Raw genomic sequence first — 16115 nt, 5'->3', positions numbered from 1 at the left:
TCCATGTTTAAAAAAACAAAACGCCGGCTTGTGATACTGAATTCACTCGTTTTTTTTATTCTGCAAAATATTTTTGGCGCCCTTATTTATTTTTATACGTATTACAGCTTATACCACCAAGTGGATAAAAACCTTACAGAAAAGAAAAGCCATTTGCTTCGCGAAAGAGAGAGAATTGACAGGGAGTTTAACCCGGAGCGGGAGGAAAATAGCCGGTTTGTCTATATCCTTTGGGGGAAGGGAACGAAGCAAAGCCTAGTGGTGCCAACAAACTCCTTTTCTGATGCCCTGAGGAAACAATTTTCCAGTCTGCTTGATCAGGAGGGGCTGCAAACGGCTGCTGTTGGGGATCAATCCTATCGGTATATCAATATTTCGGTTTCCGATAATCAAAACTATGCTCCCTATCAGAAAATTCAAGTGGTCTATAACCTGAAACACGAAAAAGAAATGCTCTCCCATTTGTTGATGGTGATTGGTTTCGGTTCTTTATTAAGTGTATTTATCGCGATTCTGGCAGGGATTTACCTGGCCAGTAAAGCGTTAATCCCGATCAAGCGGTCTTGGGACAAGCAGCAGCAATTTGTGGCGGATGCTTCGCACGAACTAAGGACACCGCTGTCGGTTTTAAAACTCAATCTTGAACACTTGTTTCGCCATCCCAATCATAGTGTCGAACAGGAAAGTGAGACCATCCATCAGGCCATTCAGGAAATAAATTATCTGTCCAAGATGGCCTCCGATTTGCTGACCTTGGCCCGGTCTGATTCTGACCAATTGCAGCTGCAGCAAGAGGCGATCCAGCTGGATGACACTCTTCATCAGATAGTAAAAAACTTTAAAGCATTAGCCAGTTTGAAAAATATTGAAGTAACAGCGGATCTTTCTCCCATTTCCTTAAAGGGAGATAAAGAGAGGCTGAAACAGCTGTTTGTTATTTTATTGGATAATGCCGTCAAATACACCAAGGAGAATGGCGTGATATCCATTAAAAGCAGTGTAAAAAATTCGCGCGCGATCATTGAAATAGCGGACACGGGGATTGGGATACCGAAGGAAGATATTCCATACATCTTTGATCGCTATTACCGGGGGGACAAGGCAAGAACCCGTCACTTAGAAGGATCCGGATTAGGGCTTTCCATCGCCAAATGGATTGTCCAATCCCACTCCGGGAAAATTCGGATTACAAGTCATGAAGGAGAAGGGACGCGGGTTACTGTAAATCTTCCCGTTAAATGAAGCAGGGAGCCACGGGGACGGTTCTATTGGCGATAGAGCCAGGAGAACCGTCCCTGTGGATTACTGGCATTCCATCCAAAGATATGCCATTGTAATAAGGGGATTGTGTCCCAGGTAATCTTTGCAAGGTTGATTAAATTCCGTATAGGGTTTTCTGGCTAATTCGGTTTGCTCTCCCAAAAACGGATGATAAAACTCCCAAATCGTACCGGTACGTTCAAATTGTTCGGCAGTCGCATCCAATGCTTTTTCCAGAATGAGTTTGGCAGCGTCGTCTCTGTTATAGTTCATACAGCCGCGTGCGGCCCAATAGGTCATACTATTCCAGGAAGGGCCTCTCCACATGCGAAGTTCAAAACCTGGATCATCGATGGCTACGGTTGGCATCGGATGATTGGTGAAAAATTTGTTCGGATTCAGGAGATGTTCATCGATCACTCGTTGTGCCTGTGCGGGGGATGCCGCCCCGACAACCAACGGCCAGATTCCTTCAAAGCAGAGGTGCCGTTTTTCTGGACTATCTACTGCCCAAACATCATAGAAAAACCCAGACTCCTCATCAAATAACTTCGTCTGAATGAATTGTTGCAGCTCGTCAGCACGGCTTCGGTACTGAGAACTGGAATAACCCAGCTTATCAGCCCATCTCTCCAAAGTCCGATACATGGAGTAAACATGGGATGTGGCATCCACACAGGCAAATTTCCCCATAGAAGTATCATTAAATCGGATACCGTCATCCACACCACTTTCCCACTTGTGGTTCAAAATATCGGTATAGAAATATCCTTCACCGTCTGCTTTACGTTCCCGTTCAAACCATCCCACCTGACGCTGCAAAGCCTCGAAGCACTGCTCCAACAAGGATTCATCCTTCGTTACCTCCATATAACGGTCTACCGCAGCAATCCAGACTGGAGGGTGTGTTTGGTCCGTGCCCCATCTTACTTCATTGTTTGTGAGGTAAATGACACCGGGAAGAAATCCGTCACATGAAAGATTATGAAGATTGTTCAAGAGCTGCTGACGTGCATGCAATGGTCGTGTGTGAATCGCATCCATTGTTTCATGAATAATATCCCAATGGCCGAATGCCGGCCCGTAACAATACCCACTTCCAATTTCCTCCCATGGATAAATAAACGGGGAGGAGGCTTCATGCGTACATTTTTGGTGGAGCTCCTCCGTATAGTCTAGTACAGGTTGCCATGTTTGCTTTCCGGGAAAATTAGTTTCATTCCTCATAAACTTTACTCCTCTGATACCACAGGGACGGTTCTTCTGGCAACGATGCCAGGAGAACCGTCCCCATGGATCCAATTATTTTTTCATGTGTTCATCGTATTTTTTCTGCGCTTCATTTAAGGCGTTGGCCCATTCATCCAAGAATTGCTCCACTGTCTTTTTGCCGCTCAATACTTCCTGAACGCCCGGGTCTACAACCGTGTTCAGGATCGTGCTGTATTCCGGAAGATAGAATGGCGGAATGTATAATTTTGTTTTTGGATTTGAATAGACATTGGCTGCCGTCTGGATGTGCGGAGCCTGTTTCACCCAATCTTCCCCAAACGTATCAGAGTTGGTAGGGATTTGTCCTGCCTGCTGGTTCCAATAGCTCTGGCTCTCTTTGGAGTTGACAAACGCGATAAATTTCCACGCATCATCCGCATGTTTCGTCCCTTTAAAAATACCCAGTCCGACGGTATTACCGCCTTCTGCTACATAGTTGCCTTTCATTGACGCAGGCAGTGGAATGGCCTGGAATTGCTCCGGTTTAAAGGCCTTGGCATTTTCCCCGTAGGAACCGATGTTATGCTGGACCATTGCGGCGATGCCTGTACCAAAGGTAGCCATCATCGTTTTATAGTCAGCATTGATATCACTTTGCGGTGTATATTTTTTATACATGCCTAAATATTTCTTTAAAAACTCAACGTGTTTTGGATCGTTAATTGTGCTTTTGCCGTTTTTCATATAGTCTGTGATTCCAGAATAAGCGTACATCATCCGCTGTAATTGGAAAGACCCGCCAACGCCGCCGCGAAGGGTAAAGCCATAGACATTTTTAGATGGATCGGTCATTTTTTCAGCGGCCGTAAAGAATTCATCCCATGTTTCCGGAATTTTCACATTGGCTGCTTTAAACAAGTCCGGACGAACCCAAAGGATGTCCTGGTTTTGGGAAAAGGAAACAGCGTATAATTTCTTATCAGGCGCAATATCCTTGTTAAATTTAATACTACCTGCGTCAATTTTTCCTTTTTCGTCCCATTTATTAAAATAGGAGTCTAGCGGAAGCAAGGCGCCGCGCATGACAAATTCCGGGATCCATTGCGGATAGACAATCGCTACGTCTGGGGTATCGTTTGCCGCGATGGCCGTGTCATATTTGGATTTGGAGGAATCCTTCGGTAGTCCCACATAATCAACGGTGATATTCGGATTCTTTGCTTCAAAGTCTTTGATGATTTTTTCCCATATCGGGGTACGCTGAGGGCCTGCGTTATCGTCCCAAAATGTAATGGTAACCTTTTCGTCTGATTCGGTTTTTGCTGCCTTATCTTTGGTAGTACTGCTTGCGGACGAGCTATCTTTGCCGCAGCCGGCTAACAACAGTGAGGCTGCCAATGAAGAAACCCCAGCCAGTTTTAGAAGCTTTTTGTACATGATGATCCTCCTCTACCTGTTATAAAATAACTTAAAACTGACATCATCCATAACTATGCTGACTGGCCCTGCTGTTTCAAGATAAACGGCAGAATTAAGGCACTACAAAAATTACTACTTTTTATCATTATAAATGTTAACGTTTTCATTTTAAGTCAAAAATTTAAAGGTAATTATCAAATATTTTTAGATAATGGGAACAAAACAGGGGGACTGATACCATGGGGACGGTTCTAGTGGCAATCAAGTCAGGAGAACCACCCCTGTGGTACCTAGGACCCATGGAGATGGCCCCAGAAGAACCGTCCCCGTGGATCCCTGGAGATGGCCCCAGAAGAGAACCGTCCCCGTGGATCCGATACCACCTTTTACTACCATATTTCAGGTATAACCATAAAAGGATTGTTAAAGTTAAGGTATAAATACACACAAAAACACTTTCGACAAATTTTGGGAAAATGTATTGTGATCGGGTATTTTTGACTGTATAATTTTTATTATTCTAGTAATATTATACTGATTAATTAGTAGATGATAGAACTTATGCACCGGTAATTGAGAGGAATTTTATAAAGGAGAATAGACATGGAAGAGAGAATTGATGAATTCCAAATGAAAATAAAGGAATTAAAGCAAAAATTAAAGACAGGAGAAAGGCTCTTCTTTTGTACTGATGAAAATGCATACAGTAATTTAACTGGACGTAGTGTTGAATCAAATACCTTTATTCAATTTATTGAATCAAAAGGGGAATTCATCGAAGGAGAAGTTGAATGGGGTATTACCGTATTTTCTGATACTGATAGAAAAGAGAGAAGCAGCTCCTACCATGTAGTAGATATTGCGAGAGTACAAGAAATTCTAAATATGATCGCAGAAAGAGAAGTTCAACAATCTTCAAAAAAGGCGGCGGCATTGGACTTTTTGAATAGCTAGGATAAGGGTACCGTAGGTTACATACATATTAGAAAAGACTACTGATAATCTCCTTATCCGTAGTTTTTTTATTTTTAGTGGCTATTTACAACTGAATTATTCTTTCCACTTGTCGAATTTTCCATCCTTACAGTCGGGTAGCTCGCTTCCATTATACACTTCATCATCCTGTAGGAATTGAAAGAATTCCTATTTCCTTGATTTCCGGTGTTATATTATTTCCATAGATGAGGCTCTATGCGTTCAGTACTTTTTATAATTGAGTGAAATATCTCTTGGGCCATATTTTAAGTAGTTTGAAGGGAGAAATCCATGGGAAGAAAAAAACAAGAGTCGGTTCCTTACGCTAATCATCATATTTATTCAGGACATGTATTTCAACAGCGATTTAACAGTTCCCCTGTCCCATATCCTCAAGACCTCCTCCGTGTAAGTAAATACATACATCGTAACCCTATCAACACTTTACAGCAACTATATTTTCTACAAAAATGACAATCTGACGCCCTTCCCATTTCTGAACCTTGAAAACCTTCCAAAAGTTTTATCATGCAGACACAGAAAACGATTGAATATTATTGCCAATTTGCTGAGAGGAACCACCTCAAAGAAGATAATCTGATTTGGGAATTCCTTGGATGGTGCCTGTCACTTTTTATCGAGAGATTTCTATTTCCATAAAATGGAACATACCTTAAAATGAAGGTGTTAGATTAATTTAATAGGAGGTTAGTCTATTGAAAAAAAGGAACAAGGGTATCGCGGTCGTAGCCAGCAGTATTCTAGCAATCTCTCTATCTTCTCTCAACCTTCAAGCATCTGCACAAGCACCTGCAAAAACCTACCTCATTGCTTACAAACAATCATCTCTGCCAAAAACCTATCAGCAAGACATCAATAAGGCTGGTGGGGAAGTCATCAATGCCATTCCGGAAATTGGCGGATTGGAAGTCCGTTCATCAAATCCTAATTTTCTCAGCAACCTAAAATCTAATTCTAGTATCAGCGCGGCCAATGTGGAAATGAGGTATAAGCTGGACGACGAGCAGCCTGCAAAAGCAGATGGTCAGCCTGTTACCCTCACTCCTGATAAGGATGGTACATTTTGGAGCTCACAGTGGGATATCCGTCATTTAACAAATGAAGGAAAGTCATTCAAAATTGAGTCCGGCGGTACAGCAACAAATGGAAAGGTTACTCATAAAGCCATTGTCGGGGTAATCGATACCGGTATTGACGCCAACCATCCTGACTTGAAAGCAAACTATGTGGGCGGGCAAAGTTTCGTTCCTAAAGGCGGCTATAACGGAGACGATACATCAGAAACAGGTGACAAAACCGATGTACTGGATCGTGAAGGTCATGGCACACACGTAGCCGGTTCCATTGCGGGTAATGGAAAAATTAAAGGGGTCGGCCCAGATTTGGGAATCAGAGCTTATCGTATTTTTGACAGCTCTGGCAGTGCCCCAACTGCACCGATCGTTTCCGCTATGATTCAAGCCGCAAAAGATAAAGTCGATGTGGTCAATATGTCAATCGGCGGCTATGATAACCTAAAATATCAGTTCGATGGCACGAGCTATTCTGACATTGCTGATGTTCTGCTTTGGAAGAGGGCCATTAAGTATGCCGTTCAAAACAATGTAACACTTGTGGCTTCTGCCGGCAATGAAGAGTTAAACTACGCGGATAAAAAATCACTTACCGATTATTTGAATGTAAACTATGGCGATACCAACCTTGTCTTTAAAGGTGTGACCATTGAAACACCAGGAGGCCTTCCAGGCGTTATTACGGTTTCTTCTTCAAATAGTTGGTCAAAGGACCAACTGGCCTTTTATTCGAACTATGGCAATAGCTTTATTACGGTAGCAGCGCCTGGCGGAGACAATGGTCCTAAATATGCCGCATCGGGAGATTTAAATGACCGTGATTTCACTTATCGGGCATTGTCCACTTGGCCAACGTATTTAGAGCCATATTTCACGACCATCGATCCTGAGCATCCAGGCTACGCCTATCTGCACGGAACCTCGATGGCTTCTCCAAAAGTGGCAGGGATCGCCGGATTAATCAAAGCCGCCCATCCGGATTACAAACCAGCTCAGGTCGAGGCTCTTATTGAAAAAACAGCATTAGACTACGGCAAACCGGGATATGACGCATACTTTGGTTCGGGTGAAGCAAACGCTTATACAGCTGTGACTGGTAAATAATCATGCAAAGAGGCTGACCCACGTCAGCCTCTTTTTTATGGTGCGCCCGGCATGGGCGATAACTTGGTGGTGAAAGTCCACTACAGGCTTGGCAGTAGGAACGGTTAGCTAATGGTAAGGGTGTCCTCCGCGAAACAGGGGGACGGTTCTAGTGTTTCATTTATTCTTAGGATTCGTGAAATTTAATTAAACTTTTAAGTAACTGACAAATTTTTCTTAGTTGTTCAGGGAATTGTTGTATTAACGGACTTTCAGGCCTTTTAATTGATCGTTTGTATAACTGACATATTTTTAGAGAGGAATAGTCAAATGCTATATCTATGAATGCTTGCAGCCCAACTTAACAAACGATTGTTAGGTTTTGATGAATCCTTACCTAAACGTTTATTTAGTTTTAACGTTACTGCCAAGTCATGGTTTCGGACGGTTCTAGTAGCAATCAAGCCAGGAGAAACGTCCCTTGGTACTTAGTGGGATCCCCATGGAGACGGCTCCAGAAGAACCGTCCCCATGGAGCCAGTGGGATCCCCATGGAGCCTTCACTTCATTCGCTTATAATTCTTATGGTTGACGACCGTTTTAATTGGTTCTCCGGTTTTTTTGTTGATTCCAAGTTCCACGATAACCGAGTTTTCTCGAAGGGAAATAACCTCTGCTTTTTCTCCTTTTCGTTTGCCTCTTTTGATTTCGACCATATCGCCTATCTTTGCTTTACCCGTTTTCGTGTTATCTTCATTTTTTTCATCCAGTATTGCCTCATCTGCCATGGCTCTTTTCTCCTTTTTCATATCGGTTCATTGTAAGTATGCCCAAGTATTCAAAATTTGCCAGAGAAATTTAAGGCTTATAATCGTTCATACTGGTCAGTTACTCGTGACTGCGTTTCTTTTTTTCATCATATATTCGTTAACATGTTGAAAATCAGTTAAGCTGTCAATTTCAAACCAGTCGTCTGGGTTGATGATTGAAACGTATACGTTAAGGTGGTGGATTTGCTCCTTCACGATATCATCCCAATATAAATCCTTAAATTGGCCAGAGGCAATGATCTCTTCAAGCTTTTCCTTGATAAAGCACCCATCCTCTTTTGACCAGTAGGATACACCCGACATAATATAATCTGTGCCACTCCTAACCGTGATGTTCGTCACCTTGTATTGGCTGTCAAATTGGAGAACCCACTCGTTAGCGAAGTTTTGTTTAAGCCCTGTAAAATATGTGGAATGGACCAAGTTAGTTTTAAAAAAGTTATTGTTCATATAAACATCGGCTTCAGTAACAATGCTATCTTGCAGATATTCTCTGACCAGGTACATGGTATAAACATTATTGTAGATTTCATATTTGTCGTTGTGGACTAGTCTTACCTTGTATTTGCTTTTTAGATAATTGAATTTTTCCTTTAAATAGCCCGTTACGATGATAATATCGGTAATGCCTTTTTCCTGTAAAAACCGGATTTGCCTTTCCACCAACGGTTCACCGCCAACTTCCACTAACGATTTTGGCGTATGGTCCGTTAATGGCCGGAGTCTGGTTCCCATCCCTGCTGCCAAAATAATGGCTCTCATAGCATTCAGCCTTTCTATTTACAGTTATAATGCTAATTTCTCTTCTAAATCATTAAGTGATTAGGATTCCCCGCGACGAAAATCGACCCCATAATCACAATGAGGGAACCAATAATGAGTTGCAGACTTACAGGCGTACTCATAAATAGCAGCTGGAGAACGATTGCCCAGACCACATAGGTAATATTCAAAGAAGTGCTTCGTGCAGCTCCGATGATGTTAATGGCTTTATAATAATAAACGTAGGAGGCCGTGCCGACTAATGCGGTGATCGCGATAATCCATCCAACCTGAGAGGTCAGGACACTGAATGCTAAGTCATATCCTTGAATAAATGGAACGATAATGATGGCATAAAAAATTCCCGAAGTGGCCTGCCGAATATTAATGGCGTGCTCAGGGTCCATATCTCCATCTTTCATTCCCCATGCGCAAATGATTCCTTCTAAGCTCCAGGCAATGACTGTACCGAATGCAAAAAGTAACCCTAATCCGAAATTGCTGCCCACCGAAAATGCTGATGGTACATATCCTAGGACAATGACACCGATTACACTTAAGACCACACCAAACCAGACCCGGGCATTGATTTTTTCCTTTAATACTAATGCCGCTAGCAGGGCACTGACGGCTGGAAATACCGCGGTAATCGCTGCTGTGTAAGCAGGACCAATATATTTAACACTTAATAAATAACAGGTCATCCCAACAGGTCCGCCTAAAAGGGCCCCAACAACAATGACGACGCCGTTTTTTGTTTTTAGCGACTTTAAAACTTCTCTTAATTGGCCTTTTACTAGCATGTAAAGTGTGGCCCAGACGGCTGAGAAAAAGTCGTGCATAAAGGTAGCGACAAATGGCGCTAAAAATATTGCTTCCGCTGAGTCGATAAAGGGAGTGCTGGCCATAATGATCCCCACTAGCACTGTATCTACTCCCCATGTAGCACCGGCCAGAACCCCAGCCCCTAACCCTTTTCTGGCATCACTGACACTTTTGATTTTCATAAAATCTGCCCCTCCCGTTTACCTCTTACTTTTTGTAGCTTGTCATACTCTCTTAAGTTAGAATTTGCGCGATGATAGCGGGTGGCAGCGTAAGAACCAAAATCTTCCCCTAAGGCTTCTTTCATTAAGGCCCAAATCGTCCACAGAAAATCTAGGAAAATTTTATTCATCCAAAGCCTTTTGGCTTCTTCATCAGTCATTTCTCCATTAAAGTAGTTTAATAAGAACAGCTTTTCCTCAGATGACGACAGCTCCGCTTCAATGCTATAAGCCGCAATGTCCCAAAGCGGATCATTCATGCCTGCATACTCCCAATCGATTAAAAACATTTGGTCTTCGCCGCTTTTGACAAAGTTCTCAGCAAGCGGATCGATATGGCATGGTGCCAATTCAAAAGGGAGGGACTGATATTCACTTTTTAATTCAAGAACTTGCCTTTTTACATCATCATAATCATCTGGTAATTTGCCATTAAACTCATGAAGAATGGTTTCGTACTCGGTAATTTTTTCAAATACATCAAATCTATCCACAAATTTTTCACCAGAATGATGGACTTTCTGAAAAATTCTCGCAACCAAAGAGAGGTTGTCTTGTCTTTTTCCTGTTTTAGAATTCAGTGTTTCAGCGTTAGGAATATATTCAGCCAGTTTCAAACCGGTCTGCTCATCAAAGTAAACAATTTTAGGATGAACTCCAAGGTTGCTGACAATGAAAGAATGAATTTTTTCAGCCTGTCGATTTAAATAGGACTCGGTACCCTTACCAGGAAATCTGACCGCATAGTCCTTTTCGTTGATGGTCACCTTATAGTTTCGGTTGGTTAAGCCGCCGAGGGGAGAGATGGCTGTGACTTGATTGACCTTTATTTTTAAAGCGTTTGCAATTGTTTGTTTTAGCTGATGCTCTTTGTACGCTTCTTCCTTCACCTTTAATAAAGGAAAAATCTTGTCTACAACGGTATGGTAATTTTCTTGGTTATCAATTTCATACCAAATCATGTCAGGAATTTTAAGGTAGCTTAAGTCAATCGTTCGTGAGACATCGAGAAGGGTATATTCATAGTTTATATAAGGATTTTTATTGCTTTTAAAAATTTCTAGCATCTCGTTAAAGACTTCGTACGAAATTTTTGTCATCCCCACCATTTCGCCATCAATGCGGTTTAAGCGGTAAATATCTTTTGAGATCTCATAGATCGTACCGTTTCGGATTTCGACGTATGCTTCATCGCCAGATCCACTTTCTTTTGTCAGCAGCATACAATCCCGGTCTTCGTGCTGGAGTAGCTCCCTCATTACTCTTTCTTCTAGTAAAATATCATCTTCGATCAGGACAAAATCATCTGTAACATGTTCTGCCGCCACGGCTAGTGAGGCCATGCTGCCAGTCCATAGATAGCGGGGGTTTTCAACGAAGAAGATAGGGTCTTTCCCTTTGAGATACTCATCATTCTCGATAGCGTCCTTTTGGTAACCCGTCACAATGATGATTTTCTCAATTCCGTTTTCTTCTAAAATCGTCACTGTTCTTTTTAGAAGATTGGATCCCTCGATGTCAAGTAAACAAACGGGTTGGTTAAATTCCTTTCTCTCGCCAGCAGCTAAAATCACAGCCTGTGTGACTTTTTTGTTTTTAATAGTCTGAAGGGGAACCTTTGATTCTTGAAGGATTTCAAGTTCTTGTAGAAGGAAGTTTCTACCTTTGTCGCTAACATGATAATCATATCTATTACCTGACTTGTTTATTTCAATATATCCATCTATTTGGAGTCTGTTTAACGAGGCATTTACTTTCCCAATAGAAAGATGAACCTGCTTGGATAGTTCCCTCTGCGAGATGTCTGGGTTTTTTAATAAGATTTCTAGAATTTTAAAGTTAAGCATCTTGAGCCCCCTCCTTTTCGTGTTCAATTTTTGAACAGTACTATTGTATCATATCTAACGTAAATTGGGAATATAGGTATTTTTAGGAAAAAACAAATAGTTATCAGAACATCGGCGTTAGGTTAATTTAATTGAAATATAGGAGGGTTGGGAGGCTTGGGTGGATAAGTTAACATGACAGTTCAGGAAAATAAAAAAACGCTTGGCTGTTCAAAAACCAAACGTTTTTTAACCTATTATGAAAAGATAGTAGGAAGGGGGTGCTCTTATCTGTTTTCAATGTAAACCCGATCATACCCCATTCTTTTAAACTCATTGACTAGCTGATTCGCAAAAGCTAAAGTGGTTTCAATGATAAACGCCCAAGGGTCATTGTCTTTTGGATAGGCCGTGCTATAGTCTAGCTGTGGTTCTCCATATGCTTTATAACCACGATCCATATATTGCGGGATTAAGGATTTTACTTGCCAAAATGCCGAATTCGGAATAATCACTCTAACTGGTGTTTGTTCCAACACGGGTGTTACCTCCTTTTTGCTTAATCCTAAATAGGCTGCTACACCTCTTGCGTGTGCCTCCCCAATCGCTTTCAAGAAGGCTTCATTTTTTAAATAATTAGCATCACTGGAGTCAACAAAAAGATTCTCCGTTAAAATCGAGGGTGCATTGGTTTCCCGTACCACAAAGAAATTACTGCGTTTTTTTCCTCTGTCTGTAATGGCGCCAAATTTTTTCATGGCGGCTAAGATTTCAGGATGTAAAACATTTTGGAGTGATACGGAACCTGCATCAGGACTTGTGTAAACGTAACTCTCAAAGCCTGTTCCACCGCCGGAATTAATATGAACCGCTACAAATACGTCTGCTCCCCAAGCATCGGGACCATCATCCCGTTTGGTTAATTCAACAGTCGCATCAGTTGTTCGTGTGGCTCTTTGTTCAAAACCCGTATAGTTTGCTTCTAAGGAGGTCATGGCGTATCGAACGATCTTTAATGTTAGATCCTTTTCATTTAATCCATTTCCAACAGCACCTGGATCGCTTCCGCCGTGACCAGGATCCCACCAAACCTTTTTGACCATAACTTATCAACTCCTCCTTACTTTATATAATGTGAAATATTTATTTTTGACAGGGACATTTGGGTAAACATTTTTCTCTTATTAGGCGGGTTCGCTTTTTGGTATTTTGGAAAAAAGAAAACGCCTGGTTTTAAAAACCAAGCGTTTTTATCAAGACAGATTGTCTTTAATTATTCCCCTTAGAACTATAGGTGGTTTTTAACCAACCAATCGGACTCAAGTTCACTTTGTTTGCACCGGCATACTCTGTCACTGTTGGCACCACAGAATTTAAAGGAAGCACGTTATAAGTGTAAGGCAGCTTCTCATCATCCCGATATTCGAAACTGAATGGTTCTGTAGGCGGGTTCATTTTGCTCATATTTTCGCTTCCTACAATATGAGAGGACCAAGCCCAATTTCCAATCGTGGATTTGTCATACCAGGTAAATCCTTTGGTAAACAGGTTTTCGCCATTATTGTCCCAACTGCTTCCGGTATAGGACCCATATTGATTGGTGACTCGGGAGTTGACAATCAAATTACGGTTATAAGCACTATGGAATAACGTATCCCAAGGGGCCTCCATGTAACCTGTATCTAATCCTTGAATTTCAGCACCGGTAATCGGTTCGTTAATGTCATTAAAAACGGAGGTATCGGCTGCAACAGAAGCACCATTTCGCGCATTCAATGCTCGTGACAATTGGTCGGTTCCAAATTCCGCAATCGCCGCAACCTTTTCCAAAATATCATAGTGAGTGGAGTTATCTAGATACAAGTTATAGGCATGGCCGGTGCCTTGGCGGATCATCGGCACCCGCTGCCCGACATTGGTATAGGTGTTATAGGCGAGTGTGAGCCGGATTCGTTGATTGCCATCTTTGTAATTCAAACCACTGCCTGACACATAATCCACATAGTCTTTATCACCGGACCCCGTTAGATGGACCTTACTGTGATAGGCGGCATAGGCCATAATCTCTTCCTTGGTCGCCCCGCCATTGCGCATGTTATAGTACACGCTATCGGAATTTAACTCCCCAGCGGCATATTTTTGCTCCATAAACTGAATCGTTTGATAGATGTCGCTATCTTCTGCCGGATGTTCATTGGCTGGTAATCCGAATTGGGACCAGGAGATGGTGATATTGGATCCGCCATTTTCCGTATCAATTAACCCATCGGCTCCCAGTGTAAATTTGGAATGGTCAATCCATACATTATTGGCCCCATTAATTTTAATAAAGGTCCAGCCTACTTCCTTATGTTTCCCGGTATCATCCCATTGCCACATACCATCGAAGTTCAGGTTTCGGATGACGATGTCGTTTGCTGATCTTTGTAAATTGAGTTCCGCGGACCGAATCGTTTTCCCTTTTTTTGAAAAAATCGTCAGCCCATCGACACCATCAATCTTTAACTGTGAAACACCGGAAGCAGCTAGTTTTGGATTGGTAAATCCATACATAGGGTCCCGGTATTTGGTGATAAACCGATACTTTTTGGCTTCGTCTGCACTAAGATTTAAATTTTTCCAGCCAAAGTTCAAGTCTTTGGCTACTTCAATGACTTTGACATTTCCTGCTTGGGCATCGACAATCGCCTGTAAAAATTCTCTTTCGGTTTTTACCTGGCGATAATACGGGGTGTCAATGTATTGGCTGCGGTCATGAACCCCGAATGAGGCATAACCAGAGACGGATAGAAAGCTATTGTCATAATTCTTGAAATATCTTGTTGTATTGGGGATTGAATTGATTTCTGCTGCTTTCGCTGTTCCTTGTCCACTGTACAAAAGCGGGGAAGTAACAAAGGATAAAGCCAAAACCCATTTCATTGTCTTTTTTAATTTCATAGTGAATCCCACCATTCTATCATTTTTAAAATTTATGTAGGTCTGGATGGAAAAACCAGAGTTTCTCATCATCACCTCCGCCCACTATGCAAACCTTTCATTTGCTTGGGCTCCTAATTAAGTACTTTACTTCACTAAACCCCTAAACAATAAAAGTATAGCAACCTTTTTATTACATATTTTGTATGGGTCAGGCGTTAATGTTTACAATTTCGGAAGAAGGGTTACTAATTTACTACGATTTCTTTTCTGAAGTGGGCTGAAAGTAGGGATTACTAAAAAGGTGAAGGAAAGGGGCGGCTTAGCATGGAAAAAGGTATGGAATCTCAGCTCGGTGTCTTAGTGTGACAGGGGGTATATTCATTGGTACAAAAAGTAAGCGTTTCTTTGCACGAACAGTCTTTTTATATAGATCGTTTTAAGGGGTGTCGTCCATCGATGACCACCCACCATCTGCACCAGGATTATGAAATTTATTATCAGTGTGAAGGGGAAAGGATTTATCTCATTAATGGGGAAATGTACGAGGTGAAGCGCCAGCATCTGGTCTTTATCGATAAAAATGTCATCCATAAAACAGTTTTGAAAAACCAGCAGAAGTACGAGCGAATTGTGATGAATTTTCGCGAGTGTTTTTTGAACGCAAGCGAACGGATCCTGTTAGGATCACTGTTTGAAAATGGCCCGCATATTGTGCCAATTCCTCCAAATAAGCGGGAATTGATCCACAATATTATGCAGAGGTTATTCGAGGAATATCAGATGAAACGCAAGGGGAGGGAGATTTATCTTAGAGCCTTGTTGTCACAACTATTAATTGAAAGTAACAGGTTGTTAGAGGCGGTGAGCCCGCAAAAAACAACGAAAGCGATGAATCCCCAACGAAAGTCAGGCAAACCAGAAATCGAAAAGATCATCACCTTTATCAACAATGAATACGCGAACGACATCTCATTGGGTTCCCTTTCCGACCATTTTCATTTAAACGAACAGTACATCAGCAGACTATTTAAAAAATACACCGGCTGCAGCTTCATCGACTACCTACACGCCATCCGCATAAACGAAGCCAAACGATACCTCAACGAAACCACAAAAAAAATAAACCAAATTGCCAACATCGTAGGCTACACCAACAACGTCCACTTCTGGCGTGTCTTCAAAAAAGTCACCGGCATGTCACCCTATCAATATAGACTGGAAAAACAGTGAACCTGGGGAACGGGGGGACGGTTCTCATGCATCAATCTTTCTTAAGAGGATTAGTTACGGTCCTAATTAAACGTTTATTTAACTGACAAATTTATTCTTTATAATTGGGATGATTGCTGTCATAACGGATTTATCGACCCTTTTAACTAAACGTTTGTTTAACTGACAACATTTTTGGGATAGATAGCATTCAAAGGCACTACCTATCAATGATTGCAGCCAAATTAAACAAACGATTGTTAGGTTTTGGTGTGAATTTTAATTAAACGTTTAGTTAATTTTGTTAAATGATATCTATTATTTCATCACTGACTCTTAATCCCGACCCTGCTGAAAAATACAGATTGAGGTTACCTGAATGCCTCTTCTCTATGTGACCGTAAACATTGAAAAAGCTAGAAATGGGTAACGTAGACAGCCTCTACGTGACCGTAAACATTGAAAAAGCTAGAAATG

General features: G+C 41.7%; 12 protein-coding genes. 4 read left to right on the top strand and 8 right to left on the bottom strand.

The features are described 5' to 3' along the window. Positions 1–3 precede the first annotated feature (3 nt). Positions 4–1242: a sensor histidine kinase gene (locus tag BN2425_RS17515; protein WP_042462106.1), complete on the top strand. Its 1239-nt coding sequence runs from the start codon at positions 4–6 to the stop codon at positions 1240–1242. A 60-nt stretch (positions 1243–1302) separates the two neighbouring features. Here BN2425_RS17515 and BN2425_RS17510 read toward each other — a convergent pair whose 3' ends face one another. Both BN2425_RS17510 and BN2425_RS17505 read right to left on the bottom strand, forming a co-directional pair. Continuing rightward, positions 1303–2487 (bottom strand): amylo-alpha-1,6-glucosidase, encoded by a 1185-nt coding sequence (locus BN2425_RS17510; RefSeq protein WP_042462103.1) that lies wholly within the window; start codon positions 2485–2487, stop codon positions 1303–1305. Positions 2488–2562: 75 nt separating this feature from the next. After that, positions 2563–3909 carry an ABC transporter substrate-binding protein gene (locus tag BN2425_RS17505; protein WP_042462101.1) on the bottom strand — a complete coding sequence of 449 codons (1347 nt, stop codon included), beginning with the start codon at positions 3907–3909 and terminating at the stop codon, positions 2563–2565. A gap of 585 nt (positions 3910–4494) precedes the next feature. Here BN2425_RS17505 and BN2425_RS17495 point away from each other — a divergent pair. Further along, positions 4495–4845, top strand: coding sequence for a hypothetical protein (locus BN2425_RS17495; RefSeq protein WP_042462097.1), 351 nt, complete (start codon positions 4495–4497; stop codon positions 4843–4845). A 737-nt stretch (positions 4846–5582) separates the two neighbouring features. Then, positions 5583–7064 carry a S8 family serine peptidase gene (locus tag BN2425_RS17490; protein ID WP_042462095.1) on the top strand — a complete coding sequence of 494 codons (1482 nt, stop codon included), beginning with the start codon at positions 5583–5585 and terminating at the stop codon, positions 7062–7064. 539 nt (positions 7065–7603) lie between these two features. Here the strand turns inward: BN2425_RS17490 and BN2425_RS17485 are convergent. The 6 genes from BN2425_RS17485 to BN2425_RS17460 all read right to left on the bottom strand — a co-directional run bounded on the left by BN2425_RS17485 (position 7604) and on the right by BN2425_RS17460 (position 14447). After that, on the bottom strand, positions 7604–7831 hold the full coding sequence (locus tag BN2425_RS17485) for a DUF2187 family protein (RefSeq protein WP_154663534.1): 228 nt from the start codon (positions 7829–7831) through the stop codon (positions 7604–7606). A gap of 96 nt (positions 7832–7927) precedes the next feature. Further along, a complete protein-coding gene (locus tag BN2425_RS17480) occupies positions 7928–8635 on the bottom strand; it encodes a CTP--phosphocholine cytidylyltransferase (RefSeq protein ID WP_042462092.1) in 708 nt (235 codons plus the stop codon). Between the two features lie 44 nt (positions 8636–8679). Next, complete coding sequence (locus tag BN2425_RS17475; RefSeq protein WP_042462090.1) at positions 8680–9642, bottom strand: DMT family transporter; 963 nt, start codon at positions 9640–9642, stop codon at positions 8680–8682. Beyond that, the gene (locus BN2425_RS17470; protein ID WP_042462088.1) at positions 9639–11528 is read right to left on the bottom strand and encodes a winged helix-turn-helix transcriptional regulator; all 1890 of its coding nucleotides are present in this window, start codon (positions 11526–11528) and stop codon (positions 9639–9641) included. The genes BN2425_RS17475 and BN2425_RS17470 overlap by 4 nt, the downstream gene beginning before the upstream one ends. A 266-nt stretch (positions 11529–11794) precedes the next feature. Continuing rightward, positions 11795–12610, bottom strand: coding sequence for an N-acetylmuramoyl-L-alanine amidase (locus BN2425_RS17465; protein WP_052352938.1), 816 nt, complete (start codon positions 12608–12610; stop codon positions 11795–11797). Positions 12611–12776: 166 nt separating this feature from the next. Further along, on the bottom strand, positions 12777–14447 hold the full coding sequence (locus BN2425_RS17460) for a hypothetical protein (RefSeq protein WP_042462295.1): 1671 nt from the start codon (positions 14445–14447) through the stop codon (positions 12777–12779). A 363-nt stretch (positions 14448–14810) separates the two neighbouring features. Here BN2425_RS17460 and BN2425_RS17455 point away from each other — a divergent pair, with 363 nt between their 5' ends. Next, positions 14811–15659 carry an AraC family transcriptional regulator gene (locus tag BN2425_RS17455; RefSeq protein ID WP_154663533.1) on the top strand — a complete coding sequence of 283 codons (849 nt, stop codon included), beginning with the start codon at positions 14811–14813 and terminating at the stop codon, positions 15657–15659. Positions 15660–16115: the final 456 nt, after the last annotated feature.

The sequence above is a fragment of the Neobacillus dielmonensis genome (genome assembly GCF_000612665.1).
Lineage (GTDB): Bacteria > Bacillota > Bacilli > Bacillales > Cytobacillaceae > Neobacillus > Neobacillus dielmonensis.
The sequence above is the reverse complement of the archived record's forward strand: the minus strand, read 5'-3'. Positions and strand labels throughout refer to the sequence as shown.